Annotated in this window: 23 protein-coding genes; 10 read left to right on the forward strand and 13 right to left on the reverse strand. The window is 60.2% G+C overall.

From position 1 onward, the window contains the following. Positions 1-62: 62 nt before the first annotated feature. From pheS to infC, 4 genes are all read right to left on the reverse strand, one after another. Positions 63-1,145, reverse strand: a complete 1,083-nt coding sequence (pheS, locus tag BLR72_RS08630) for a phenylalanine--tRNA ligase subunit alpha (RefSeq protein ID WP_027230883.1) — start codon at positions 1,143-1,145, stop codon at positions 63-65. A gap of 111 nt (positions 1,146-1,256) precedes the next feature. Then, positions 1,257-1,658, reverse strand: a complete 402-nt coding sequence (gene rplT, locus BLR72_RS08635) for a 50S ribosomal protein L20 (protein WP_027230884.1) — start codon at positions 1,656-1,658, stop codon at positions 1,257-1,259. A gap of 41 nt (positions 1,659-1,699) precedes the next feature. Next, positions 1,700-1,900 (reverse strand): 50S ribosomal protein L35, encoded by a 201-nt coding sequence (gene rpmI / locus BLR72_RS08640; protein WP_027230885.1) that lies wholly within the window; start codon positions 1,898-1,900, stop codon positions 1,700-1,702. Between the two features lie 241 nt (positions 1,901-2,141). Beyond that, positions 2,142-2,678, reverse strand: coding sequence for a translation initiation factor IF-3 (gene infC, locus BLR72_RS08645; RefSeq protein ID WP_036813559.1), 537 nt, complete (start codon positions 2,676-2,678; stop codon positions 2,142-2,144). 204 nt (positions 2,679-2,882) lie between these two features. Here infC and BLR72_RS08650 point away from each other — a divergent pair, with 204 nt between their 5' ends. The 10 genes from BLR72_RS08650 to BLR72_RS08695 all read left to right on the forward strand — a co-directional run bounded on the left by BLR72_RS08650 (position 2,883) and on the right by BLR72_RS08695 (position 12,112). Next, positions 2,883-3,698, forward strand: a complete 816-nt coding sequence (locus BLR72_RS08650; protein ID WP_244506661.1) for an alpha/beta hydrolase — start codon at positions 2,883-2,885, stop codon at positions 3,696-3,698. Between the two features lie 8 nt (positions 3,699-3,706). Next, positions 3,707-4,852, forward strand: a complete 1,146-nt coding sequence (locus BLR72_RS08655; RefSeq protein WP_091947369.1) for a benzoate/H(+) symporter BenE family transporter — start codon at positions 3,707-3,709, stop codon at positions 4,850-4,852. A 117-nt stretch (positions 4,853-4,969) separates the two neighbouring features. Further along, positions 4,970-5,416 carry a DUF2852 domain-containing protein gene (locus BLR72_RS08660; RefSeq protein ID WP_027230889.1) on the forward strand — a complete coding sequence of 149 codons (447 nt, stop codon included), beginning with the start codon at positions 4,970-4,972 and terminating at the stop codon, positions 5,414-5,416. Between the two features lie 103 nt (positions 5,417-5,519). Next, positions 5,520-6,278, forward strand: coding sequence for a M48 family metallopeptidase (locus tag BLR72_RS08665; protein ID WP_091947371.1), 759 nt, complete (start codon positions 5,520-5,522; stop codon positions 6,276-6,278). Then, complete coding sequence (locus BLR72_RS08670; protein WP_091947374.1) at positions 6,278-6,919, forward strand: YdcF family protein; 642 nt, start codon at positions 6,278-6,280, stop codon at positions 6,917-6,919. Before BLR72_RS08665 ends, BLR72_RS08670 begins: the two co-directional genes overlap by 1 nt. A gap of 55 nt (positions 6,920-6,974) precedes the next feature. Next, positions 6,975-7,634, forward strand: a complete 660-nt coding sequence (locus tag BLR72_RS08675; protein WP_091947377.1) for a phosphoribosylanthranilate isomerase — start codon at positions 6,975-6,977, stop codon at positions 7,632-7,634. A gap of 45 nt (positions 7,635-7,679) precedes the next feature. Next, positions 7,680-8,930, forward strand: coding sequence for a tryptophan synthase subunit beta (gene trpB, locus BLR72_RS08680; protein ID WP_091947380.1), 1,251 nt, complete (start codon positions 7,680-7,682; stop codon positions 8,928-8,930). 2 nt (positions 8,931-8,932) lie between these two features. Then, entirely contained in the window at positions 8,933-9,772 is an 840-nt protein-coding gene (trpA, locus tag BLR72_RS08685) for a tryptophan synthase subunit alpha (protein ID WP_091947383.1), read from the forward strand. A gap of 45 nt (positions 9,773-9,817) precedes the next feature. Further along, the gene (accD, locus tag BLR72_RS08690; RefSeq protein WP_091947386.1) at positions 9,818-10,750 is read left to right on the forward strand and encodes an acetyl-CoA carboxylase, carboxyltransferase subunit beta; all 933 of its coding nucleotides are present in this window, start codon (positions 9,818-9,820) and stop codon (positions 10,748-10,750) included. A gap of 33 nt (positions 10,751-10,783) precedes the next feature. Beyond that, on the forward strand, positions 10,784-12,112 hold the full coding sequence (locus BLR72_RS08695; RefSeq protein ID WP_091947389.1) for a bifunctional folylpolyglutamate synthase/dihydrofolate synthase: 1,329 nt from the start codon (positions 10,784-10,786) through the stop codon (positions 12,110-12,112). Positions 12,113-12,158: 46 nt separating this feature from the next. On the opposite strand, the gene trxA is transcribed toward BLR72_RS08695, so the two are convergent. The 9 genes from trxA to BLR72_RS08740 all read right to left on the reverse strand — a co-directional run bounded on the left by trxA (position 12,159) and on the right by BLR72_RS08740 (position 26,470). Next, on the reverse strand, positions 12,159-12,482 hold the full coding sequence (trxA, locus tag BLR72_RS08700; RefSeq protein WP_027230897.1) for a thioredoxin: 324 nt from the start codon (positions 12,480-12,482) through the stop codon (positions 12,159-12,161). A 110-nt stretch (positions 12,483-12,592) separates the two neighbouring features. Beyond that, positions 12,593-16,090, reverse strand: a complete 3,498-nt coding sequence (gene addA / locus BLR72_RS08705) for a double-strand break repair helicase AddA (protein ID WP_091947392.1) — start codon at positions 16,088-16,090, stop codon at positions 12,593-12,595. Continuing rightward, entirely contained in the window at positions 16,087-19,215 is a 3,129-nt protein-coding gene (gene addB, locus BLR72_RS08710) for a double-strand break repair protein AddB (RefSeq protein WP_091947395.1), read from the reverse strand. The genes addA and addB overlap by 4 nt, the downstream gene beginning before the upstream one ends. Further along, positions 19,208-19,933, reverse strand: coding sequence for a nucleotidyltransferase family protein (locus BLR72_RS08715; protein ID WP_091947397.1), 726 nt, complete (start codon positions 19,931-19,933; stop codon positions 19,208-19,210). Before BLR72_RS08715 ends, addB begins: the two co-directional genes overlap by 8 nt. Continuing rightward, positions 19,933-21,444 (reverse strand): tRNA (adenosine(37)-N6)-threonylcarbamoyltransferase complex ATPase subunit type 1 TsaE, encoded by a 1,512-nt coding sequence (tsaE, locus tag BLR72_RS08720; protein WP_091947401.1) that lies wholly within the window; start codon positions 21,442-21,444, stop codon positions 19,933-19,935. The genes BLR72_RS08715 and tsaE overlap by 1 nt, the downstream gene beginning before the upstream one ends. Before the next feature lie 7 nt (positions 21,445-21,451). After that, positions 21,452-23,980, reverse strand: a complete 2,529-nt coding sequence (locus BLR72_RS08725) for a sensor histidine kinase (RefSeq protein ID WP_091947405.1) — start codon at positions 23,978-23,980, stop codon at positions 21,452-21,454. Positions 23,981-24,184: 204 nt separating this feature from the next. Then, positions 24,185-25,585, reverse strand: coding sequence for an adenosylhomocysteinase (ahcY, locus tag BLR72_RS08730; protein ID WP_091948586.1), 1,401 nt, complete (start codon positions 25,583-25,585; stop codon positions 24,185-24,187). A 159-nt stretch (positions 25,586-25,744) separates the two neighbouring features. Beyond that, positions 25,745-26,059: an HPr family phosphocarrier protein gene (locus BLR72_RS08735; protein ID WP_027230904.1), complete on the reverse strand. Its 315-nt coding sequence runs from the start codon at positions 26,057-26,059 to the stop codon at positions 25,745-25,747. Between the two features lie 9 nt (positions 26,060-26,068). Next, complete coding sequence (locus BLR72_RS08740; protein WP_027230905.1) at positions 26,069-26,470, reverse strand: PTS sugar transporter subunit IIA; 402 nt, start codon at positions 26,468-26,470, stop codon at positions 26,069-26,071. Between the last annotated feature and the right edge of the window lie 27 nt (positions 26,471-26,497).

The raw sequence follows: 26,497 nt of genomic DNA on the forward strand, positions 1-26,497 counted from the left end.
GCGTTGGAGCGTTTCGACAAGGCCAAGCCGCTCGCACCGGAAACAGGTTTTTAGCGCTCCGCTCACGCGCTGAGGCCCCCAAACAGGGTCGGCATGTCGAGCGGGCGGAAGCCGTAATGCGACAGCCAGCGCACATCCGCATCGAAGAAAGCGCGCAGATCCGGCATGCCGTATTTCAGCATGGCAATGCGATCGATGCCCATGCCCCAGGCAAAGCCCTGATACTCATCGGGATCGAGGCCGCCGGCGCGCAGCACATTCGGATGCACCATGCCGCAGCCAAGAATCTCCATCCAGTCATTGCCCTCGCCGAACTTCACTTCCTTGCCGGAGCGATCGCACTGGATGTCGACCTCAAGCGATGGCTCGGTAAACGGGAAATAGGATGGACGGAAGCGCATCTTCAACGACGGCACTTCGAAGAACGCCTTGCAGAACTCTTCGAGCACCCATTTCATGTTGGCGACATTCGCCGTCTTGTCGATGACGAGGCCTTCGACCTGATGGAACATCGGCGAATGGGTCGCGTCGGAATCCATGCGATAGGTCTTGCCCGGAATAACGATGCGAATCGGCGGCTTCTGGTTCTCCATGGTGCGGACCTGAACCGGGCTCGTATGCGTGCGCAACACACGCCGTTCGCCGTTGGCATCCGGATTGAAGAAGAAGGTGTCGTGCATCTCGCGCGCCGGATGGCCTTCCGGAAAATTCAGCGCTGTGAAATTGTAATAGTCGGTCTCGATGTCCGGCCCTTCGGCAATGGAGAAGCCCATGTCGGCGAAGATTGCCGTGATCTCGTCGATGACCTGGCTGATTGGATGGATGCGGCCGCGCTCGACCGGAGAGGCGCGGACCGGCAGCGTGATGTCGACCTTTTCCTTTTCGAGACGAAGAGCGATGGCCACATCCTTGAGGGCGGCCTTGCGGGCCGTCAGCGCTTCGGTGATCCGGTTCTTCAGGCCATTGATGGCCGGGCCCTGGAACTGGCGCTCTTCCGGCGACATTGCGCCCAGCGACTTCAGCTTCTCCGAGATCGAGCCCTTCTTGCCGAGTGCAGCAATGCGTACGGCCTCAATGGCCGCTTCGTCATTGGCTGCCTCAATCTGCGCGACAAGCACGCTTTCCAGTTCTACCAGGTCGTCCATCGTTCATCACCTGTCTGATCGTCAATGACAAAAATCGAAAAACCCGCGCCAGCCGAGCCAGCGCGGGTTTCCCAAGTCTAATTTTCCGAAAATGCTTTGGGAGCGCTGGGCTTAGTGGACAGCGCCTTCAAAAGCGTTCGGAGTGGTGTTCTTGAGGTACTCAAGCGCCTTCTTGGCAGAAGCGACGAGTGCACCGAATGCTTCCGGCTCGTGGATCGCGAGATCCGACAGAACCTTACGGTCGACTTCGATACCCGACTTCGACAGGCCGTCGATGAAACGGCTGTAGGTCAGGCCATGCTCGCGCACGGCGGCATTGATGCGCTGGGTCCAGAGCGCGCGGAACGTGCGCTTCTTGTTCTTGCGGTCGCGATAAGCGTACTGCTTCGAACGGTCAACGGCAGCCTTTGCGGTGCGGATCGTATTCTTGCGGCGGCCACGGAAACCCTCGGCCTGCTTCAGAACTTTTTTGTGCTTGGCGTGGGACGTAACGCCCCGTTTTACACGTGCCATGATATGATCTCCTTGTCTTAAGGACTAAAAACGCGCCCGGCTTAGAGGCCGTTGGGCAAGAACTTCTTCACGATCTTCGCATCGGCATCGGAAAGAACCATTGTGCCACGTGCGTCACGGATGAATTTGTTCGAACGTTTGATCATGCCATGGCGTTTGCCAGCGGCGGCGGCTTTGACTTTGCCAGTCCCGGTTACTTTGAACCGCTTCTTGGCAGCAGATTTGGTCTTCATCTTGGGCATTTTGCTACTCCATTCTTCTAAAGGAGCCCTTGTGTTTCCATGAAACGGCGGCTCCTGTTTTTCCACTTCAGGCCGACCAAAGCCTGAAAGCATACAAAACCGCCACGGCATGCCCTGCCGGGCGGTTTGAACGGGGCCTTATTACCAGAAGTCTGAAAAAGCGCAACAACTGAATCGATCAAGGCCGATTGTAAATGAAAAAGCCGCCCGAAGGCGGCTCTTGATCCGAGGAAAGCGCCTGTCAGCGCGGTGCGAGCACCATCATCATCTGGCGGCCTTCAAGCTTCGGCTCCGCCTCGACCTTGGAAATCTCGACAGTATCTTCCTTCACCCGGTCGAGCAGACGCATGCCGAGTTCCTGGTGCGCCATTTCACGGCCGCGGAAACGCAGCGTTACCTTGACCTTGTCGCCCTCATCGAAGAACCGCTTGATCGCCTTCATCTTCACATCATAGTCATGCGTATCGATGTTCGGACGCATCTTGATTTCTTTGATTTCGACTGTCTTCTGCTTCTTGCGCGCCTCAGCGGCCTTCTTCTGGCCCTGGTACTTCAGCTTGCCCAGATCGACGATCTTGCAAACCGGCGGCTCGGCATTGGGGACGATCTCGACGAGATCAAGTCCGGCCTCATCGGCCATGGCCAGTGCTGCCTGAATGGTAACGATACCGTGGTTTTCACCTTCGGCATCGATCAATTGTACCTGAGGTACGCGGATATCGCGGTTCGAACGAGGTCCATCTTTCTGGACCGCCTGTGCTCTAAAGGGTCGGCGAATGGCAGTAGTCTCCTTGAATTATTTCGGTCAACGCAAATAGCACCGTCGGACCAGCGCCGCAATGCTTCTATGCGTCGGGCCCATGCGAATACCATTTTTTTCGGGATAAATCATCCATGACAGACATAGGATTGTTTCAGTTTTATGCAATATCGCGGGCTTTATTGCCAGGTGCGAACATGGCAAAAGGCAGTATAGCGATAGATGACAGGCATGCTCATGGACATTACCCCGCCCCAGTTCCACACCGTCGATGGGATCGAGATTGCCTACCGCAGGCGGAATGGAGGCGAACCCGGTCTCGTCTGGCTCGGCGGCTATCGCTCGGACATGCTCGGCACCAAGGCCGAATGGCTCGATCAATGGGCTGCAAGCAGTGGCCTTGCCTATCTTCGGCACGACTATTCCGGGCACGGCGAATCCCGCGGTGAATTCCGCGACGGCACGATTTCGCTCTGGCTCGAACAGACGCTGGCGGTGTTCCGCGATTTCACCTCCGGGCCCCAGATCGTAATCGGCTCGTCGATGGGCGGCTGGATTGCCCTACGCCTCATCGAAGAACTGCAGAAGGTCGGTGAAGGCGGACGGGTCGCCGGCCTCGTCCTTATTGCGCCGGCGCCCGACTTCACCTCGGAACTGGTAGAGCCGCAACTGACCAACAAGCAGCGGCGTCAGATCGCCGAGCTTGGCTATATGGAAGAGCCGTCGGAGTATTCGCCAGAGCCCTATATCTACACGAAGAAGCTGCTCGAAGACGGGCGTACCAACCAGGTATTGAAGGGCGTCATCCAGACCGACTGCCCCATTCACATTCTCCAAGGCATGAAGGACGACGACGTTCCCTATCGCCATGCCTTGCGGCTCGTCGATCATCTTCCCGTCGACGACGTGACGATCACCCTCGTTCGCGACGGCGACCACCGCCTTTCCCGCCCGCAGGACCTTGAGCTTCTGACGCGAACCGTGTCTTCAATGGTCGATCGCATCACCCATCCAAAGTCCCGCCCGCCCGTTCAATAGGTCACCTCATGCGTTTTTCAGTGGTTGCTTCTGCCGTCGTTGCTGCGGTCGTCGGTTTCGGCGGTACGCTGGCGCTGATTATCGCGGCGGCGCAGGCGCTGGGCGCGACACAGGCCGAGACTGCAAGCTGGGTCACCGCCGTTTGTCTCGCCATGTTCTTCGCCACCGGCTACCTCAGCTGGCGCTACAAAATGCCGATTATCAGTGCATGGTCGACCCCCGGCCTTGCGCTTATCGGCGGGTCAATCGGCTTTACCATGCCTGAGGCCGTCGGTGCCTTTATCGTCACCGCCCTTGCCATCATCCTTACCGGGTTGATTAAGCCCGTCTCGGCTTTCGTCTCGAAGATCCCGGCTTCCATCGCCTCGGGCATGCTTGCCGGCGTGCTCTTTGCCTTCCTCATCGGCGCGGCGCGAACCATACCGATTGATCCGCTCTTTGTTTTGCCGCTGGCGGCGCTGTTCTTCATCATCCGGCTCTATAACCCTGCCATGGCCGTCCTCGCGGTACTCTTCGGCGGCGTGGTATACGCCTTTGCCAGCGGGCGCGTGGCAAGCGTACCCTCGGTCGAACTGTCGACATTGACGCTGATCATGCCGGTGTTCGACCTGCGCGCCATGATCGGCCTTGCCTTGCCGCTTTATCTCGTCACCATGGCTTCGCAGAACCTGCCGGGTTTTGCTGTGTTGCGCGCTGCAGGTTACGAGCCACCCACGGCCGCGGCTTTGCAGGTGACCGGCCTCGTCTCGCTGCTGAGCGCGCCCTTTGGTGGGCACACCAGCAATATGGCGGCGATCTCGGCTGCCATATGCACCGGTCCCGATGCCCATCCTGACCCGCAGAAGCGTTGGCTGACGGGACCGTTCTATGCGCTTTCCTATCTGATATTTGCGATCTTCGGCGCCTCCCTCGTCGCGCTCTTCGCAGTTCTGCCGGCGCCGCTGATCGCGCTCGTCGCCGGCCTCGCCCTTATCGGTGCATTTACCAACGCGCTGTCGCTCGCGCTCAAGACAGAAAAGGAGCGCCTTGCAGCAATCGTGACCTTCTCGGTCACTGCATCCGGCATCTCGATCGCGGGAATCGGCGCGGCCTTCTGGGCGCTCGTTGCGGGCCTGCTCGTCTATTGGCTCGATCACGTAAAGAAAGCGGTCTGATTCCAAAGGCTTGTCGCATTTGGAGTCACGTTTTCTTGAAAAGCCAAAATTGCCTTCCCATGTCGTAATCGATCGACCAATCGGGGTCGGGCTTTCTTCAGTAAGGAAGGGCTTTAGATGAACAATGCTGCTTTGATCCGGCCAGGCTGGACCCCGGCGACCATCGCTCTGATGATTATCGGTTTCATGCTGTTCTGGCCACTTGGCTTAGCCATGCTTGCCTACATTGTCTGGGGCAACCGGTTTGGCGGTTTCAAACACGAAATGAACAATGCCGCTGAAAACGTTTGCGGTGCGTGGCGCCGCAATCGCCGTTCGCAGCGTTTCGGCAGAGGTCCGTTCGGCACCGGCAACGTCGCCTTCGACGAATGGCGCGAGAAGGAATTGGAGCGCCTCGACGAGGAACGCCGCAAGCTCGAAGAGATGCGCGCCGAGTTCGAGACCTACGCGCAGGAACTGCGCCGCGCCAAGGACAGGGAAGAATTCGACCGCTTCATGGCCGACCGCAACGCCAGGAAGCCTTCGGGATCGGTTCCTGATGTGAATGAAGGCAACGGCGAATAAACCCTGTTTCAATCGTTCGTTGCTGTATGAGGCGGCGCCGGGATGTCCCGGCGCCGCTCCTGTTTTGGCTGGCGACACCCCTCGAATCAACTAAAGTGGCCGCATGATCCTGTCCCTGTTTCGGAATCCGCCGAAAAAGTCCGCCACGCTCACGGCTGAACGCAGCTATGAGGTGGCCGGGCGCGTTCTGCCGCTGCGCGTCATGGAGAACCCTCGCGCTACGCGCTTGACACTGCGGATCGATGCCGGTGGCAAGGGGCTGCGCATGACCGTGCCGCCCGGCATGCCGGTGCGAGAGATCGACAAGTTCCTCACGCGCCACGAGGGTTGGATCGAGACCCGCATTTCCAAGATGCCCGACCAGCCCAAGGTGCGCCCCGGCGTGAAGATACCGGTGCGAGGTGTGCCGCATCTCATCGTCCACGAACCCGCCAAGCGCGGCACGGTGCGGCAGGAGCCGGGACCAGACGGGCCATTGCTCATCGTTTGCGGTGACCGCCCGCATCTTGCCCGCCGCGTCGGCGATTTCCTCAAGCGGGAAGCCCGCCGCGACCTTGAAATGCTCGTCGCGCGCCATACTGCGGCTGTCGGCCGACGCGCAAAAGCGGTGCGGTTGAAGGATACGAAAAGCCGCTGGGGCTCCTGTACCTCCGATGGCACGCTGTCCTTTTCCTGGCGCATCATGATGGCCCCGCCGCCGATCATCAACTATCTGGTCGCGCACGAGGTCGCACACCTTAAGGAAATGAACCACGGTCCGAAATTCTGGAAGCTGTGCGGCGAGCTTTGCCCCGATACCGATCGCTGCAAGGCCTGGCTGAAGCGCAATGGCGGCGCATTGCAGGCAATCGATTTCAGCTGATGGCAGTCGATCTTCCAATGCCGGTTTTGCAGGCCGCAAAAACGCTGTGGGAGTATCACCACATCTACGATCCGCTCGCCAAGTCGGACCTGATCATCGGGCTCGGCAGCTACGATCTGCGCGTCGCCGACCATTGCGCCGCGTTGTTTCACCAGGGTCTGGCGCCGCGCATTCTCTTTACCGGCAAATCCGGCAATTGGACCGGCAACCTTTATGAAAACAGCGAGGCAGAGGCGTTTGCGCAACGTGCCGTCAATCTTGGCGTGCCCGCCGTCTCCATTCTCATCGAGCCCCACGCCACCAATATCGGCGAGAATATCCGCTTTGCCAGATCAATGGCCGGCGAGCATATCCAGCGGGTCATTATGGTCACCAAGCCGCAGACCCAGCGGCGCGTCCGCGCCACGGCGGATGCACAATGGCCTGAAGTTACAACGCTGGTGACCGCACCACTTACCCGTTTCGAAGACCAACCGACGACGGCCTATTCGCTTGAGGGCCTTATCAACGAGATGGTCGGCGACGTGCATCGCATGAGGATTTACCCCATCAAGGGCTATCAGACAGCGCAATCCATCCCCGTATCCGTCGTAGATGCGTTCGAATTTCTTGTCGCGAAGGGCTATCACCACCATCTGTGACAGAGTCCGATGCAAAATCCTCGACTTTGGCGCATTTTCATGCGAGTGGCGGGTCATGAGCCTTGATATAAAGATATGCGGATTGAAAACCGACGAAGCAGTTGCCGCTGCCCTCGACGGTGGCGCCACGCATATCGGCTTCATCTTCTTTGCAAAGAGCCCGCGCAATATTAACCCTGCCGAGGCCGGTCGTCTGCGCCGCGCCGCCGCAGGCCGAGCAAAGGCCGTTGCCGTTACCGTTGATGCCGACGATGCCGCGCTCGATGCGATCGTTTCCGAAATGGCGCCTGATATGCTGCAGTTGCACGGCCACGAGAGCGTCTCGCGCGTGCGGCAGGTGAAAGCGCGTTATGGCCTCCCGGTGATCAAGGTCTTCTCGCTGCGCGAGCGCGGCGACCTTGCGCAGATCGAACCGTACATCGGCATCGCCGATCGGCTGATGTTCGATGCCAAGGCACCTGCAGGCTCCGCCTTGCCGGGCGGCAATGGCGTCGCGTTCGATTGGCAGGTCTTAAGTGAGCTTGACGGCTCGCTCGATTACATTCTGTCCGGCGGGCTGAATGCCGGTAATATCGGCCAGGCATTGCAGGCGACATTACCCGGCGGCATTGATGTTTCATCCGGTGTCGAATCGGCGCCTGGCGTGAAGGATGTCGGGCTTATCGAGGAATTTTTCAGGGCCGTGCGCGCTGCCAAAAGCGCCGATGCGGCTTAAGGCGGGCAGTCGTTTCGGCGACTATCCCAGGAACGGAGTGGAGCAGTGAACAAGGTGGTTGAGCCCAATTCATTCAAGACGGGTCCCGACGAAGAGGGCATGTTCGGCATTTTCGGCGGGCGCTTTGTTGCCGAAACGCTGATGCCGCTCATTCTTGAATTGCAGCAGGCCTATGACGACGCCAAGAATGATCCGGCCTTCAAGGCCGAGCTTCAGGCGCTTTCCACGCACTATGCCGGCCGCCCGTCCAAGCTCTATTATGCCGAGGGCCTGACTCGGCACGTGCGCCAGCTCGCCAAGGATCAGGGCGGCATTGGCGGCGCCAAGATCTACTTCAAGCGCGAAGACCTCAATCACACCGGCAGCCACAAGATCAACAATTGCCTCGGGCAAATCCTGCTCGCCAAGCGCATGGGCAAGACCCGCATCATCGCCGAGACTGGCGCCGGACAGCATGGCGTCGCCTCGGCTACGGTGTCGGCCCGCTTCGGGCTCCCCTGCGTCGTCTATATGGGCGCGACCGACGTCGAACGGCAGAAGCCGAACGTCTTCCGCATGAAGCTGCTTGGTGCCGAAGTGAAGCCGGTTTCCTCCGGCCATGGCACGCTCAAGGATGCCATGAACGAGGCGCTGCGCGACTGGGTCACCAATGTCGACGACACCTACTACCTGATCGGCACTGCCGCTGGTCCCCATCCCTATCCCGAACTCGTTCGCGACTTCCAGTCCGTCATCGGCATTGAGGCACGCGAGCAGATCCTCGAACAGGAGGGACGACTGCCCGACACGATCATTGCTGCCGTCGGCGGCGGGTCCAACGCAATCGGCCTGTTCCACCCGTTCCTCGACGACAAGAGCGTCGAGATCATCGGCATCGAGGCTGGCGGACGAGGGCTTGACGGTATCGAACATTGTGCCTCGATGAGCGCAGGCCGTCCCGGCGTTTTGCACGGCAACCGCACCTACCTCCTGCAGGATGAGGATGGCCAGATCCTTGACGGCCACTCGGTTTCGGCCGGCCTCGATTATCCGGGCGTCGGTCCCGAGCATTCCTGGCTGCGCGATACGGGCCGCGTTTCCTACGTGCCGATCCTCGACAATGAGGCGCTCGACGCCTTCCAGCTGACGACACGCGTCGAGGGTATTATTCCGGCGCTCGAATCCGCCCATGCCATTGCGCATGCGGTGAAGATCGCGCCGCAGATGGCGCAGGACAAGATCATGATCGTCAATCTATCCGGCCGCGGCGACAAGGACGTACACACGGTCGGCAAACTGCTTGGAATGGACATCTGATCATGACGACCCGTATCGACAGGAAATTTACTGCCCTTAAAGTTGAGGGGCGTCCGGCGCTCGTGACCTACTTCATGGGCGGCGACCCGGATTTCGACACCTCGCTCAGGATCATGAAGTCGTTGCCGGTCTCGGGTTCCGATATCATCGAACTCGGCGTGCCCTTCTCCGATCCCATGGCTGATGGCCCCGCCATTCAGGCTGCGGGCCTGCGGGCGTTGAAAAAAGGCATGACCCTGACGAAGACCCTGGAGCTTGCCCGGCAGTTTCGCGCGAGCGACGATACGACGCCGATCGTGCTGATGGGCTACTACAATCCCATCTACATTTACGGTGTCGACCGCTTCCTGGAGGATGCCGTTGCTGCGGGAATCGATGGTCTCATCATCGTCGACCTGCCGCCGGAAATGGACGAAGAGCTGTGCATCCCCGCCATCAAGGCCGGGATCAACTTCATTCGCCTGGCGACGCCGACGACGGACGAAAAGCGCCTGCCGAAAGTGCTGCAGAACACCTCCGGCTTCGTCTATTACGTATCGATGACCGGCATCACCGGTTCGGCGCTTCCCGACACGTCGAAGGTTGCGAGCGCCGTGGAGCGCATCAAGAAGCACACTGACCTTCCGGTCGTCGTCGGTTTCGGCGTCAAGACCGCAGAACAGGCAAAAGTGATCGGCAGCGCTGCCGACGGTGTCGTCGTCGGTACGGCGATCATCAATGCCGTTGCCAATACCATCCGTCCCGATGGCTCGCTGGTCGCCGATCCTGCCGAGGCAGTTGCCACCATGGTGCAGGGCCTCTCCAGCGGCGTCAGGGCTGTACGCCTTGCGGCGGCCGAGTAGAAGCTCTAAATCACCTGAACCTTTGACGGAAGAACAGGACCGATCATGAACTGGATCACGAATTACGTTCGGCCAAAGATCAACTCGATGCTTGGCCGCCGTGAAATGCCGGAGAATCTCTGGATCAAGGATCCGGAGTCCGGAGAGATGGTCTTCCACACGGATCTCGAAAAGAACCAGTGGGTCGTGCCGTCTTCCGGCCACCACATGCGCATTCCGGCGCGTGATCGGCTGCGCTTTTTCTTCGATGACGGGATTTTCGAGACGCTCGAGCAGCCCAAGGTCGCCATCGATCCTTTGAAATTCCGCGATGAGAAGCGCTATATCGACCGCCTCAAGGAACATCGCACCAAGACCGGGCAGGACGACGCAATTATCAACGCCCTCGGCACCATCGAGGGTCTGCCGATCGTCGTCACGATCCACGACTTCAGCTTCATGGGCGGTTCGCTCGGGATGGCAGCGGGCGAGGCAATCATCAAGGGTTTTGAAACAGCGATCAAACAGAAGAAGCCGCTGGTGCTCTTTGCCGCATCGGGCGGGGCGCGCATGCAGGAGGGCATTCTTTCGCTGATGCAGCTGCCACGCACCACGGTTGCCGTGGAAATGCTGAAGGAAGCCGGCCTGCCCTATATCGTCGTCCTGACCAATCCGACGACCGGCGGCGTCTCCGCATCCTATGCCATGCTCGGCGATATCCATATTGCAGAACCAGGCGCCCTGATCGGCTTTGCCGGGCAGCGCGTCATCGAACAGACCATCCGCGAGAAACTGCCGGAAGGTTTCCAGCGCGCCGAATATTTGAAAACCCACGGCATGGTCGACATGGTGGTGCCGCGGCCGCAGCTCAAGACGACTATTGCCCGGCTCCTCAAGATGATGATGGGCCAGCCGGCGACGGAAATTGCCGAGGAGACCGATGTGCCGAATGGTCTCGCCACCACCGCTTTGCCGGTTCCGGCCAAGGCCGATTCCTGATGCCGCTGCGCCATACCTAAAGCCGGATGTGCAATGTCGTCGCATGCTGAAAAGGAAATAGAACGGCTGCTCGGCTTGCACCCGAAGGGCTTCGACCTGTCGCTCGGCCGGATCACACGCCTGCTCGACACGTTGGGCAATCCGCATCTGAGACTCCCGCCCGTGATCCATGCCGCCGGGACCAACGGCAAGGGTTCGGCGGTAGCCTTCTCTCGCGCACTGCTCGAGGCTGCGGGCTATACCGCGCATGTGCATACCTCCCCCCATCTCGTGCGCTGGCATGAGCGTTACAGGCTCGGTGCACCGGGCGGCGGCAAGATTGTCGAGGATGCGGTTCTGGCGGAAGCGGTAAAGCGCGTTGCCGAAGCCAACGCGGGGCAGGCGATCACCGTTTTTGAAATTTTGACGGCAGTCACCTTTGTGCTTTTTTCCGAGCACCCGGCGGACGCCGTTGTTCTTGAGGTCGGTCTTGGCGGAAGGTTCGACGCGACAAATGTGATCCCGGAGCCGGCGGTAAGCGTCATCATGCCGATCTCGCTCGACCACCAGCCCTATCTTGGCGATCGTGTGGAGCTCATTGCGGCCGAGAAAGCGGGCATAATCAAGCCCCGTTGCCCCGTCGTTATTGGCGCGCAGGACGAAGAAGCCGTGCGCATGGTCCTGATCGAGACCGCCGAGCGCCGCGATTGTCCCTATGCCGTCTATGGTCAGGATTTCCTGAGCTTCGAAGAGCGCGGTCGCATGATCTATCAGGACAATACCGGCCTGATGGACCTGCCCCTGCCGAACCTTCTTGGCCGGCACCAACTGGCCAATGCGGCTGCGGCCATCCAGGCCGTGCGGACCGCCGGCTTTAAAGTTCCCGAACAGGCCGTTGAGCGCGCCATGACCACCGTGGAGTGGCCGGCGCGCATGCAGCGCCTCGTCAAGGGCAAGCTTGTTGAACTATCCGTACCCGGTTCGGAGATCTGGCTCGACGGCGGGCACAATCCCGGTGCGGGCCTCGTGGTCGCAGAGGCGATCGCCACCCTTGAAGACCGCAGTCAGCGCCCGCTTTTCCTCATTACGGGCATGATCAATACCAAGGACCCTGTGGGATACTTCCAGGCATTCACCGGCATGGCGCGCCACGTCTATACGGTGCCGGTCCGCTCCAGCGGCGCCGGTATCCCCCACGACGAGCTGGCAATCGCTGCCAATGAAGCGGGTCTTTCCGCCGAGCCGGTGCATTCGGTGGAGAATGCCCTGAAAATCTTGCGCGATAGCTGGGACTCCAGCGAGCCCGCGCCGCGCATCCTCATCGGCGGCTCGCTCTATCTTGCCGGCGAAGTGCTCTCGGATAACGGCACGCCGCCGCAATAAAAAACCCGGCACAAGGCCGGGTTTTTTGTTGTGCAGTCCGGATTGATCAGGCAGCCGAATTTCTGATCCAGTCGCTGAGCTTGCTCTTGGGAGCAGCACCAACGAGGTTGGCGGCAAGTTCGCCATCCTTGAACATCAGGAGGGTCGGGATGGAACGGACGCCGAACTGGGCGGCCAGTTCCGGATTCTCATCGATATTGACCTTGGCGATCGTGACCTTGCCTTCCATCTCCGACGCGATTTCCTCGAGGGCCGGCGCGATCATCTTGCAGGGGCCGCACCACTCCGCCCAGAAATCAACGACGACAGGCTGGCCAGCCTGGATTACATCGGACTGAAAATTGCTGGTGTCGATCTTGACGGTAGCCATAGGCTTTTCCTTGTAGGTTTGTTGAATGTGTTGCACATCATGTGGTGAGTCTATCCACACTCGTCAAGCTAGGTCTTGTCACGATTCAGTGCAAAGGTCTACGTGGGTGCCTATCGCAGACGCTCGAGCGCCTCCTTCATGGCCGCCTCGGGAATGTCGACGAGGTGGGGGCCCTCGGTGAAGAGCAAGGCGGTTTCGATGGTCTTGCCGGGGTAAAGTGGCGCCAGCAACTCGCGGTAGAGCGCAAGCTGGGCGACATAGGTTTCCGGTACTTTCGCCAGCATTTGAGGTGCCGGCCGGTTGGTCTTGTAGTCGATGATGACGACGCGATTGCCCACGACGGCGAGTCGGTCGACGACGCCGGATACGGCGTGGTCCTTGCCGCGCAGATGCAATGTCCCCATGACGGCCACCTCTGCCAGCGAGCCTTCGGCAAAGACGGCAGCGAACTTTGCATCGTCGAGGATCGCAAATACCGACCTCCGCGCCACGTCAAGCTCCTGTGGTTCCCAGTCGAACGCGGCCCGCGCCAGATAGTGGTCCGCCGCTGCCATCCGTTGTTCAGCGGGTAGATCAGGCAGTGTCTGCAACAGAGCGTGGATGACGATGCCGCGGCGGATGGCAAAGGATGACGTGCCGCGATCCCCGGAGAGAACCGGCGATCCAGTGACCAGTGGGGCTTCATCGTCCGGCTCGATCACAACCGACACGCCTGACGGGGCGAGCGGTCGCGGCAGACCCAGTTCGCGCGGCATCGGCTTTCTGAAGGCAGCGGGAAACGCGACCTCGGTGGCTGCCGGCCGGTCTTCGGGAACCGCAATATCGCGATCGTCGGGCTGGGTGATGCGATAGCGCCTCGCGTTGACACCTTCCACAGGATGATCGAACGGCAGGCTCGCATCGCCGAGACCGGCATCAACCAAATTGTGCCACGTCTCGGGGGCCTGTCTTATGCCGCGATAGCCGCAGACGATCAGGCGGTCTTCGGCGCGGGTCATCCCAACATAGAGCAGGCGGCGATACTCCTCTTCAGCGCGCAGCTTCAAGGTATCGAGCAATGTGCCCGTGAATGCTGTTGCATGGAATTTCGACGGTACGAAAAGGAAACCCTTGCCCTGCCAACCGTCCTCTTCGCGCATATCGAAGGAGACGAGATTGGGATTTCGTCCGCCGGCCGAGGCCGCGCTGCCAGGATCGACGAGAAAGACCACGGCAGCCTCCAGGCCCTTTGAGGCATGGACGGTCATGATCCGTACTTCGTTGCGGCTCTGGTCGAATTCGCGCTTGATCTCCGGCGTTGCGGCTTCCAGCGTTTCAAGAAAGGCCTGCAGGCCTGGCAACCCGGTACGCTCGGTCGCGATCGCATAATTCTGGAACTCGTCGATGACGTCACCGGCTTCCTGGCCAAGCCGCGCCAGCAGGTCGCGCCGCGCACCGCCTGGTCCAAGGATATGAGCGTAGAACTCGAAGACAGGGAGCGTATCGGCGCGGCTGCGCCATTCCTTCAGGCGCTGGGCAATAGCATGGAACGTAAGGTCGTCCTCGGCACGGCTGTTCAGCCGGTGGAATAATGTCTCGTTTTCGGCGCGGCCATGGGCAAGGACGAACAGTTCATCGTCTCCAAGCTTGAACAGCGGGCTCTTAAGCAGGGCGGCCAGAGAGAGGTCGTCGGCGGGCAGCAACATGAAGCGACCAAGCGCCATCAGGTCCTTGATCGCAATGTGGTCGGTCAGCTTCAGCCGATCTGCCCCGCCGACCGGCACGTGCCGCCGTTTCAGTTCGCGCGACAGGGCATGCATGAACTGGTCGCGCTTGCGAACCAGCACCATGATGTCGCGTGCCTCGATCCTGCGTCCCTGCCCCGGCAACACCTCGCCGTTCTTCAGCCAGAGTTCGATGGTCCTGGCGATCTGCTCGGCGAGCCGCACGGGTGGCGCGCGCAGGCTGTCGACCGGCGTGCGCCAGTCCTCCACCTCCGGGGTCGTGTCCGGCGTCAGCACGTCCCATATTTCGACTTCGCCCGGATCGCTGCCGCGTATCGCTGTGTGGACAGTCGATCCATGATCGCGGCCAAAGCCACGGTGCGCTTCGGCCCGGGCAAAAACCTTGTCTACAGCCGAGAGCACGTCCGGGGCGGAGCGGAAAGAGAAATTGAGGTTGACCTTGGCGAAGCTCAGATCCGCCTGACCGGCATTGCGTTCCGTTGCCCTGCCGTGAGCGGCAAAATCCTCCGGAATGGCCCCCTGGAACGAATAGATCGACTGCTTCTCATCACCCACCGCAAACAGAGTGCGACGTACCTCACGCGCTGTTTTGCCGGCAAAGAATTCCTCGCTGAGCAGCCGGATAACTTTCCACTGGTTCGGGCTCGTATCCTGCGCCTCGTCGACAAGTATGTGATCGATACCCTTGTCGAGCTTGTACTGCACCCAGGGGCCCGCATCCTGGCGCGCCAGCAGATTGACCGTGCGCACGATAAGGTCGTCGAAATCGAGCAGTCCGCGAGACCGCTTCATCTCCTGATAGCGGCCGAGCAATTCGTCCACCAGCACGAATGCGGACAGGGTCAGTCCGATGAGCCTGTATTGCTTGAGGCGGTCAAGACCGCCGCGCACCCGCTCCGCCGCCCTTTCGAAGCGATCCTCGAAGTCGGGCACCCTGTCGACCACGGCCCGGGTCGCGAGCTTGGCGCCGCTGACCGGTTCGCCGGATTTCAGGTAAAAGGCTTCCCGCAGAAAGTCCTCCAGTTCCTCGGTGCGTTTCGCCTGCTCGGCGGACCGGATCAGCCACGCGAAGTCGACTGCGCGCTTGGCGCCTTCGGAAATGTCGAGAAGTTCCCCGAGCACCCCATCATCGAGCTCGGGCAGCGGCCAGAATTCGGCGATTATTTCGTCTTCCGTTTCATCGCCCCTAAAGCCGAAGTGCCCGTAGAAGGTCTGGCGACGCAATCCATCGTGGCCGACTTCGCGGATGAATGAAGCAAGGTCATGCCGTTTCACGATGGCTTCGTCGAGCAGCGCCTGCAGGCCGAATTCACCGGCCGCGTCGAGCACGTCCCCGAAGGCGCCTGCAAGCTCGACATTGTGATCGAGCCGGGCGGTTTGCAACAGTTGCCGGCGCGCCTCGCCGACGAGCGCTACCTGCATCAAATCGTCCATCAATTCGAAATGACCGGCGATATTCGCTTCGAGCGGAAACTGATGCAGGATCGCTTCACAGAAGGCGTGGATGGTCTGTATTTTCAGCCCGCCCGGTGTCTCGAGCGCGCGGGCAAAGAGGCGGCGTGCCTGCGTCAACCTTTTCGGAACTGGACGTTCGCCGTCGATTTTCTCAATCGTGCGGCTGAGCGCTGCCTCATCCATCGTCGCCCATTCCGACAGGCGGGCAAAGACACGGTTCTGCATGACCGCCGCCGCTGCCTTCGTATAGGTCAGGCACAGGATTTTGGACGGATCAATCCCATCCAGCAGCAGCCGGATAACGCGTTCGGTGAGAACATGAGTCTTGCCCGAACCCGCATTCGCTGACACCCAGACGGAATCCTTCGGATCGGCGGCGCGGTTCTGGTCGCGAATGGTTTCCACCGGAATGGCGAGCGGCTTCTTCATGATCCTTCACCCTCGTCGTCGGCGCCGCCGGCCGACCATTCCAGCACACGGGCGAGGTGATCATAATCGCCGGTCAGATCGCCCTCCTTGAATGGCAGGGCGCGTGACAGGTATCCTTTGCCGACGTCGCGGTAGGCTTTCAAGAGTTCGCTCAGGCGATGCCATGCCAACTCACCAAGGTCCGGCGCGGACTTCCTGCTGTTGCGGGTTTCTAGAATCGATTCGGGGACAACCTTCCCTCGTGGCCTCAACCGGACATAGAGCAGGTCGGTTGCATTGCGCCGCCCGACCTCATGGAATCCGCCGCGGGCCAGCAACGCCGCTTCTAACGCGAGCTGCGGGGCAAGTAGGACATGCGCCTGCCGAACCGACGGTGTCGAACCGGTCTTGTAGTCGATGATATCGACGGTTCCGTCGCGGCGGATATCGACGCGGTCAGCGCGCCCCGACAAGGTAACGCCGGTCGAATCAACCGCGATCTTTTTGGATGCGATTTCCGCATGCCGTTCGGCGATGAGTTGCGCGCGCCCGCGCTCCCAATTGATGAACTCCGGTACCAGCATCTGAAATCGCGGCCACCAAACCGCGTCGATTTCCTCCGGCAGAGCGCTCGCATCAAAATGCCGCCGCCCAATATCCATGAGCTTTGCCATCGCATCGGCATCAACCGGATCGATGTTTTCGCCAGTGAATGCGGCAAGGATGTCATGAAAGAGCGAGCCGCGTTCGGCAACGTCGGGATCGCGGATCAAAGGCTCGATCGGGCGCAGGCGCAGGATGCGCCGCGCAAATATCGCGTATGGATCACGCCGCAAGGTTTCGATTTCGGTCACCGAGAAATGCTTCGGCCGTGCATCGAGCGGCGGCTTCGGTTCCGGGCGCTTGACGAAATCTTCATCGAAGGCGTGATCGATTTCGCGCGCCCAGCCAAGATACTTGCCGCCTCGCTGCCGCAATGTCGCACCGGCATCCTTGCCAAGCACCGTATCCAGCCGTTGCAGCCAGCGGGAGGCCACCGTCGGTGCATTTGCCGAGCGTTGCGAACGGGTAAGAACGACCTTACCCATGCCCATCGCCATCTGGAAATCATGGGCTGCAAGGCCGGTCCGTCGTTCCGGCGGTTCGAGCTTGATGATCGACTTCATCGGCCGCGACATGAAAGGATCGTTGCGCGTCTTGCCCGGCCAGGAGCCTTCATTCAAACCGCCAATGACGACCGTATCGACGGTTTGCAGGCGGGCTTCGAGCGCGCCCCAGATGAAGAGGCGTGGATGGGCGCCGACTTTCGGCTTCACGACTTCGCCGGCGAGGAGCGCCTCGACCATGGCCGGCCATTCGGTCGTCGCAAATTCCAGCCCGGTGTCGGCCGATACGAGGTTGCGAAGGAAAGCCGCAAACTGCTCGCCCGCCGGCCCCTCGTAGAGCGCGGAAATATCGCCACTGTCGTCGCGCACAAGATTTTCGAGCGCGGTAACACTCGCATGAATGATTTCGGGCAAGGCGACGGCGCCGGAATGGCCTGCCATGGCAACAATTGGCGCCATGCACCCGCTCAGCGCATCGCAGATCGCTCGTGCCTCCTCGATATCCGTCGCTGATAGGTGCCGCAGCCACAGCGGTTCGAAGGGCGTGCCGCTCGTTTCCGCGAGCCGGTGATTGAAGAAGGCTCCAAGGTCCGCAAGGGTCGCGCGTCCGGTCCCTCCACGCAGGGCGACGAGTTCGATGGTCTCTGCCACTTTGCGCACCTTGCCGCGCTGCCCGCCGATGCGCGTCAGCGGATGCTTGAGCAGTGCCAAAAGCGCAGCGGGATCGCCAGGGTTGAACACCGTCTCCAGCGCCAGGCGCATCAACGTCGCCGGCAAGGTCTCGCGGAGTGCATGGCCGCCGGAATCGTCGGCGATGATGTTGAAGCGGGCGAGTTCCGTAGAAACGCGCCGCGCCAGATCCCGATCGGCGGTTACGAGCGCTGCGGTACGACCCGAATCCTCAATCGCTTCGCGCAGGGCCAATGCGGCAGCGAGCGCTTCTTCGCGTTCATTCGCCGCTTCGATCAAGCAGATATCGGCAGTGGCTTCGGAAAATGCCCCGCCTGCCCGGTCTAGATATGCCCAGGCCTCGCTGGTGTCGGCGGGTCGCATCGACTCGCTGACAAGGCGCTCGCGCGCCCGCATCCCGGGTAGCGGCGCCCCGAGAGGAATGACATCGTCGCGCAGAATGCCAAGCTCCCCCAGGAGTTTGCGCAGGCCGTATTGGGGGTGGCCAAATATGGAGGGGTTGTCTTCGACCTTGGTCAGAATATCCCAACTCGCTGCGTCGAGATCGCGATCGAGGCCGGGCAGAACGACCGCTCCTTGCGGCAATGATGCGATCGCCGCGAGCAGCTTGGCGGTGGCCGGGATCGACCCTGTCGAACCGGCCGCGATCACCGGCCAGGACGGCGGACTACGCAAAAGACGTTCGGCCTCCAGCTCGATAAGGCGATTGCGATGCGCGGCGGGATTGGAACGACGGCGCTCCTCCAGGATTTGCGGCCAGACGCCGGTGACGATATCGAGGAATTCGAGCGTGACCTGCCACCAGTTCGGCAGGTCCTCAGCCACGATATTGCCAAGCGTCGCCCAGCCGCTCGCCTCGGTTTCAACCTGGTCCATCAGTCCGGCAAGATCGCGCGCCAGCCATATGGCGTCGGCGGTTGTCGCCGGAATGGCAATTTCCTCATTGCCGAAGAGCGCACGCACATGGTCGGGCAAACGCTCGCGCCAAGGCCTTACCAGGCTCGCCAGAAGCAGCAGCCGCTCCGTCGCATTGATGGGCGGCAGAAGGTCGAAGAACGCCTCCGAGCCCATGTCGAACATGGCGGCATCTTCGTCCACATCCCCGAGCGGCCGGATGACGGGGAGGATCGCCGATTTCACCAGGCTTTTTTCCACGAGCAGCGAGCGCAAGGTTCGGGCCGCGCGCCGCGTCGGAACGTAGATCGTTGCCCGCGCCAGCGCCATAGGATCGCGAGCGTCGGCGGGAAAGCCCGGGATCAGTGTTCCGGACTGGATGGCTTCGATCAGCGCCGGCAGAAATGGGACGCCGGGAGCAATGGAAAATACCCGCGGCCGTCTGCGCTCAACCATGAACCTTATGTGCGGCAATGGCCGCTTCCGCCTCGCCGATTGCCGCCGGCGTACCCACCGTCAGCCAAAGGCCGTCCATCTGCACGCCATAGAGCCGGTCCGCAGCAATCGCCGCGTCGAAATAGCGATTGAGCGACGCCTTTCCTTGCGCCTCGCCAGCGAAGATGCGCGGGTGGATGATTGCGGCGCCGGCATAGATATAGGGAGATGTTTCGTCTTTCCCTAGACGACTGAGGCGTCCTTGCTTGTCCATATGAAAATCGCCGCGCCCGTCATAGCCCGTCGCCTGGTTCTTGTTCGCGATCATCAGAAGAATATCCATCCGATCATCATCCCACCCTTCCGCGAGCAGGACAAGATTTGGGCGCGCCCCATCGATCCAGAATGTGTCGGCGTTGATGACGTAAAACGGATCGTTTCCAATCTGATCCAGTGCATTGACGATGCCGCCGGCAGAATCCAGAAGTTCAGCCCGCTCGTCCGATACGATAATCGATGGCAGCCTGTACCCAGCGACATGCTGTTCAATCTGGTCCGCAAGATAGTGGACATTGACGATTGCGCGCTCGACATCCGCAGCACGCAAGGCATCAAGGCCCCAATCCAGCAATGGTTTGCCGGCTACCTTAATCAACGGCTTTGGCGTTGTGAGCGTAAGGGGGGCCATGCGCGTGCCGAGACCGGCTGCGAGAACCATCGCCGTGCGAGGAGATTTCATCAATGGAACTCCGGATCGAGTATGCCGGCCTTCTCGCACCAATTTCTGATCGGCGCCAGAGCCTCGTGCTGCAACGCACGGATAAAATACGCTTGAATGCGTGGGAGATGCTTTAGATAGGCTGGCTTGCCGTCGCGCTCGTCGAGGCGGACAAAAATGCCGAGAATCTTGGCGTTGCGCTGCGCAGCCATGATGGCAAAGGCTTCGCGGAATTTCGCTTCATCGAATTTCGGGTCGGCGGCCCGTCGTTCTGCTAGATATGCCAGGAGCAGATGGTCCTGCAGTTCCGGAGAAATGGTCACCCGCGCATCGAGTACAAGGGACGCGACGTCATAGGCGGAAGGCCCGATCATCGCATCCTGAAAATCGATCAGCCCTACCTGGTCCATCCCTTTCCGGTCGGCGCGCCACAGAATATTGGGCGAATGCACGTCCCTGAGAAGCAGGCTCTGCTCGGCATCCTTAAGTTGGCTAAAGACTTTATGCCATGTTGCCACGTAGCCCTGTTTCAACTCTTGCGAGAGTGCTGCGCCACGCATTCGCGGCACATACCACTCCGACAGGAGCTCGACCTCGATCATCATCGCGTCGCGATCGAAGCGGTGGATATGATGTGCATAGCCGTCAGCGGCTTCGATGTCCTGCGGCCACGAATATTGATGCAATCTGGCCAGCAGGCGCACCGCTGCCTCATACCGGGCGAGCACCGGGAGTCCCTCAGCATCGAGGATGCCCTCGCTGCCGAGATTCTCTATAATCAGAAAGCCCGCATCGAGATCGGCGGCATGGATTTCGGGAACGGAGAAACCCCTTGCTTGAAGCAGTTTGTCGATCGCGACGAAGGCAGTAACCGACTGCGACAAATGCGCGATCTGCATGTAGGTCTTGCCGTCGCGCAGGACCGGACCGCCGGGATTGTAGGGCGCGTTCATCAGGATCAGCGGCGACTGACCATCGTTGGCAATCGTCTCGTAGCCGCGCGCCGAGGCGTCGCCGAGAAGATAGCGCCGCTCCGCCTTTGCGAAGCCCGACGAGGCAAGGAAAGCGCGAATGGCGAGGGAGCGTTCGACGCGAGCAAGTGTCGCCGCGTCACCTTCGATCCTGATCTCCCGTCCCTCTCGCTCATGGATAAGCTCGATACGAAGGTTCTCGCGCGGCAGAGCGCCTGCGGCCCGCTCCGGCCACTCGACCAGCACGACGCCATCCTCCAGCGCCTCCTCCAGGCCAAGTTCGTCGACTTCCTCGGCCGAGGAGAGGCGATAGAGATCGACATGGCTGACCGGCAGTCGCAATTCCGGGTAGGATTGAACCAATGTAAATGTGGGACTTGGAACCTCGTAATCATTGTCCGCTGCAATCGTGCGGATGAGCCCGCGGGCGAGCGTCGACTTGCCGGCGCCAAGATCGCCCGAAAGAGCCACGAGGTCTCCCTTGCGCAGTGCCAGGGCAAGGTCCTGTCCAAACCGCTCAGTTTCCTCAGTCGTTGCCAATTGAACGATGATCGGTGCCATGGACGCCTTATTCGGCAGCGATGCTGAAGGTCCGCGCCTCGAGCGGGAAGCGGCATGTCACCAGCGTGCCTTTGCCGGCGGCGCTTTCAATATCGACTGTGCCGCCATGCAGTTCGACGAAACCCTTGACAATGGAAAGGCCCAATCCGGCGCCGCGCTTGCGCCCGCCATTCGGATAGGGCTGGAACCGCTTGAAGATGCTGTCGAGTACATAGCCCGGCATGCCCGGCCCCTTGTCCTCGACGCTGAACACCATTTCGGCCTGCTCGCGCCAGCAGGACAGGGTTACGGTGCTCCCCTCCGGTGCATAGTTGGCGGCATTGCTCAGGAGATTTGCCAGCACCTGCTTCACCCGGCTGGCGTCGGCCCGGAAAGAGCCCGCTCCTGGCGTAATGCGGATGTCGAGAAGGATATTGTGTTCCTTCAGTCGGTCGGCGACTTTTTCCGACGCGGTCGTGATCGCGTCCGCGACGGAAACATCGCTGATATCAAGTTCCATGATCCCCGCATCGACGGTGGCGAGATCTAGAATATCATTGACGATGGTCAAAAGGACCGACGACGAAGTTCCTATATGGTCGAGATAATCGCGTTGCTTCTCGTTCAGCGGCCCCGTCATGGGCGTCTGCAGGAGTTCGGTAAAGCCAATGATATTGGTCAGCGGTGAGCGCAACTCGTAAGAGACGTGCTGTACGAAGTCGTTCTTCAATTCGTCCGTACGTTCGAGCGCTTCGTTCTTCTCCTTCAAGGCTCGCTCAACCTGTACCGAGTCGGTCACATTGACGAAGGTCAGCATGGTCTGACCGTTCGGCAGAGGCGCCGTCGCGTAGGACAATATCTTACCGGTGCTGAGCTCTATATGGCCGGAGAGCGACTGCCGCTCATCGTCAAATCCGGTAACCGTCGTCACGAAGGCTTCCCAGTGCACGGCATCCGAAACTGGTTCGCACAGCCGGCGGACAGCCGAAATATGCATACCTTCGGCGATCTGTTCCTTTCTCAGCGACCAGAGCGACGCAAAAGCAGGATTGAAAAGGCGGATCTTGCCGTCTGATCCAAATACGGCGACACCCTCGGCCAGGTGATCGAGCGTCTGGCCCTGCACCTTGATCAGCGTGTTGTACCGGCTCTGGAGTTCGAGCTTTTCCGTGAGATTCTCGAAGACCCAGGTGACGCCGCCCTTCGGCTGCGGATTGACGATGACCCGCAGCGTACGGCCATCCGTCAGGTACCAGAGGTGTTCCTGCGGTTCGACCGAATGATAGGCCGAAAGAACCTGTTCCTTCCAGCGCCGCCAATCCGGTTGCTCCGGCAAAATGCCGTCACTGCGGAACCTGTCGAGCAGCATGGAATTGTCAGGGTGGCTTTCGAGAAACGCCGTTTCGAGTCCCCAGACCTTGGCAAAGGCCTGGTTGAAGAACTGCAGCCTGCGGTTGGCATCGAACATCGCGACGGCCGAGTTCAACTGGTCCAGCGTGTCGGAATGATTGAGGACGGTTTGCTTGTATTCCTCGCGGATAAGCTCGACTTCGCTGATATCAACGGCGACACCGGCCGAGCCGGTCGTGCCGGCAACGTCGGTCACACGGAAGACGCGCCGGTCTCCGCCTACCACTGTCGAAAGCTGTTCGTTGAAGCGCCGCGATGCGGCTTTTTCCCGCTCCACGCGTTCGCGTGCCTGTGCGCCGAACAATTCACGCGCCTCACTGACGGCGGCGTGCGGTTCTCGCGCGTCGACTGCCTTGGCGTAAGCAAGATTGGCCCAATTGAGCCGCCCATCGGCATCGCGGCTCCATGCCGGCATGTCAACCGATTCAAGCAGTCCCCGCAGGGTGCCGATCGCTTCGCTCAACTGGTAGTTCTCGGTCTTGAGCAGCGCTTGCTCGGCCCTTGCTTCGCCAAGATTGATGAAACGGACAATGGCATATCCGCCCGAGGTACGGCCCTGGATTTCCAGCGGTGCCCCCTTTGTCGTTTCGACGGTGATATCGAAGGGGCGTGCCTTTTCGCGCAAAGCGGCGATGGAGCGATCGAGCAAGGTAACCGAATCCACGCGCAACCAGCGACCGAAGGCAAGGAAGAGCGAGCGGGGCTCCGGCACGCCGATCTCCGGCGGAAGATTGCCGATCAGGTTGGGTGTGCTCGATCCACCTTCCCAGACGATGATGCGCTGATCCTTCAGATTCAGCATGGCCTCGTTGCGCTGCACCGTGACATTGAGATCGGCGACCTTGTCGCGCAACTGGCGGTTCTCATTGGCAATGCGGCTGCGTTCACGGATCAGCCAGCCTGCCGAGAGCAAGGCGGCACCCATGGCGCCAAGGAACATGGCGAACTGGATGACCTCGAACGTGCCGACCTCCACCCCAAAAGGCGTGCTGATCTTGCCAAAAGCATCCTCGGCGCGGGCCGGAAATGAAAACGCCGAAAGAATTGCGAGAGAGGAGCAGGCGCGGCACGCCAAGATCCGCAGTTCCTTCAGCACCGGAAATGCCCGTGCCGGATGTCTCCTGCGAACACCGCTTTCAATCTTCATATCAACCGTCGCTACCCCGTCTGGCGAATGCCCGCTGTTCCTTCCCTTCGATTTTTCAATCGCTTGGCCCACCGGGAACAGCGCTATCCCGAATCACTAGAATAAACCTTGAGCGAATCGACGGGAAGAACTGGCGCTAAAAAAGAAAGCCGGAGAATTTGTCAATCCCCCGGCGTCCATATCTTGTGTCGTTACTAACGAGAATTAATATCTGTAGTGGTCGGACTTGAAGGGGCCCTTCGGCGTTACACCGATATAGGCCGCCTGTTCTTCGGAAAGCACCGACAATTTCGCGCCGAGCTTGTCGAGATGCAGACGCGCGACTTTTTCGTCGAGGTGCTTGGGCAGAACATAGACTTCGTTCTTGTACTTCTCGCCACGGCTATAGAGCTCGATTTGCGCCAGCACCTGGTTGGTGAAGGAGGCGGACATGACAAAGCTCGGATGGCCGGTCGCGTTACCGAGATTGAGCAGCCGTCCTTCCGACAGAAGCAGCATGCGCTTGCCATCCGGGAATTCGATCAGGTCGACCTGCGGCTTGATGTTGGTCCACTTGAGATTGCGCAGCGCTGCGACCTGAATCTCATTGTCGAAGTGGCCGATATTGCCGACGATGACCATGTCCTTCATCTTGCGCATGGTATCGAGCGTGATGACGTCCTTGTTGCCGGTCGTGGTGATCACGATGTCAGCCGTCGGCGCTGCGTCCTCGAGCGTGACGACTTCGAAACCGTCCATGGCGGCCTGCAGCGCGCAGATAGGGTCGACTTCCGTTACCTTGACGCGTGCGCCGGCGCCGTTGAGCGACTGGGCAGAGCCCTTGCCGACGTCGCCGTAGCCACAAACGACGGCAACCTTGCCGGCCATCATGACGTCCGTGGCGCGGCGGATACCGTCGACCAGCGATTCCTTGCAGCCATACTTGTTGTCGAACTTCGACTTGGTGACGCTGTCATTGACATTGATCGCCGGGAAGGGAAGCAAGCCCTTCTTCTGCAGCTGATACAGGCGATTGACGCCCGTCGTCGTCTCCTCCGTGACGCCCTTGATGGCTTCGCGTTGCTTGGTGAAGAAGCCAGGCGTTTCCTTCATGCGCTTCTTGATCTGCGCAAACAGGATTTCCTCTTCCTCGCTGCCGGGATTGGAAAGAACGTCCTCGCCGGCTTCGGCGCGCGCGCCGATAAGGATATACATGGTGGCATCGCCGCCATCGTCGAGGATCATGTTCGACGGCTGACCGTCCGGCCACTGGAAAATCTGGTCCGTGTAGGTCCAATATTCTTCAAGGGTTTCGCCCTTGACGGCAAAGACCGGCGTGCCGGTAGCAGCAATTGCAGCTGCAGCGTGATCCTGCGTCGAGAAGATGTTGCACGACGCCCAGCGCACCTCGGCCCCAAGCGCCTGCAGGGTTTCAATCAGAACGGCGGTCTGGATCGTCATATGCAGCGAACCGGTGATCCGGGCGCCCTTCAGCGGCTGCAACGGGCCAAATTCCTCGCGGCTCGCCATCAGGCCCGGCATTTCTGTCTCGGCGATCTCGATTTCCTTGCGGCCCCACGAGGCCAGCTCAAGGTCCTTGACGATATAATCCTGCTTCTCGGCCATCTGTGCCAACTCCATTTTTCGCAAATTCCGTATGGCCGCGCGCTTGAACAGCGTGGCCGGAGATGGAGTTGACTAGCAGATTAGGGCGCGCCGCACAATGGGACATAAAGAAATCCTTATGCGTGCATATCCAATTTGAGCGATCTTAAAAATCGGCGCTCAAGCTTCTTCGCCGAATTTGTCGGCGATCAGCGAACCGAGCGCTTGCATCACCTCGCGCGCCTGCACACCGGATGCGCTAACTTTTATGCAGCAACCAGGCGAAGCGGCGAGCATCATCAGGCCCATGATGGATGTTCCGCCGACTGTCATGCCATCTTTCTCGACGCGGACATGCGCATCAAAACCATCGACAAGTTGAACGAACTTGGCGGAGGCGCGCGCGTGCAAGCCGCGGCGATTGATGATTTCGAATGACTCCACAAGCGCGTTGTCCGGATTGAACGTACCGGTCGTTTCTGCAGTCAGGCGCATTCATGACCTCTATTTGGCTGTCAGCACCTGGCTGGCCACGTTAATATACTTTCGACCGGCGTCCTGGCCTTCGCGCAACGATGCCGCCATGTCATTGGTCAGGCGAACGCTGGAGAGCTTGATAAGCATCGGCAGGTTCACGCCCGCAATCACTTCGATCTTGCCCGATTCCATCACGGATATGGCGAGATTGGAAGGCGTCCCGCCAAACATGTCCGTCAGGATAATAACACCCGAACCATTGTCGGCGCGGGCAACTGCATCGACGATATCCCGGCGACGCTGTTCCATATCATCATCCGCACCGATCGATACGGTTTCCAAATATTCCTGCTGGCCGACCACATGCTCAACAGCATGATGAAATTCTTCGGCCAGTCTTCCGTGCGTCACAAGCACGAGTCCGATCATTCTGAAACTGCTCCTGTCGCGCCGCGC

Source organism: Phyllobacterium sp. YR620 (assembly GCF_900104165.1).
Classification (GTDB): domain Bacteria; phylum Pseudomonadota; class Alphaproteobacteria; order Rhizobiales; family Rhizobiaceae; genus Phyllobacterium; species Phyllobacterium pellucidum.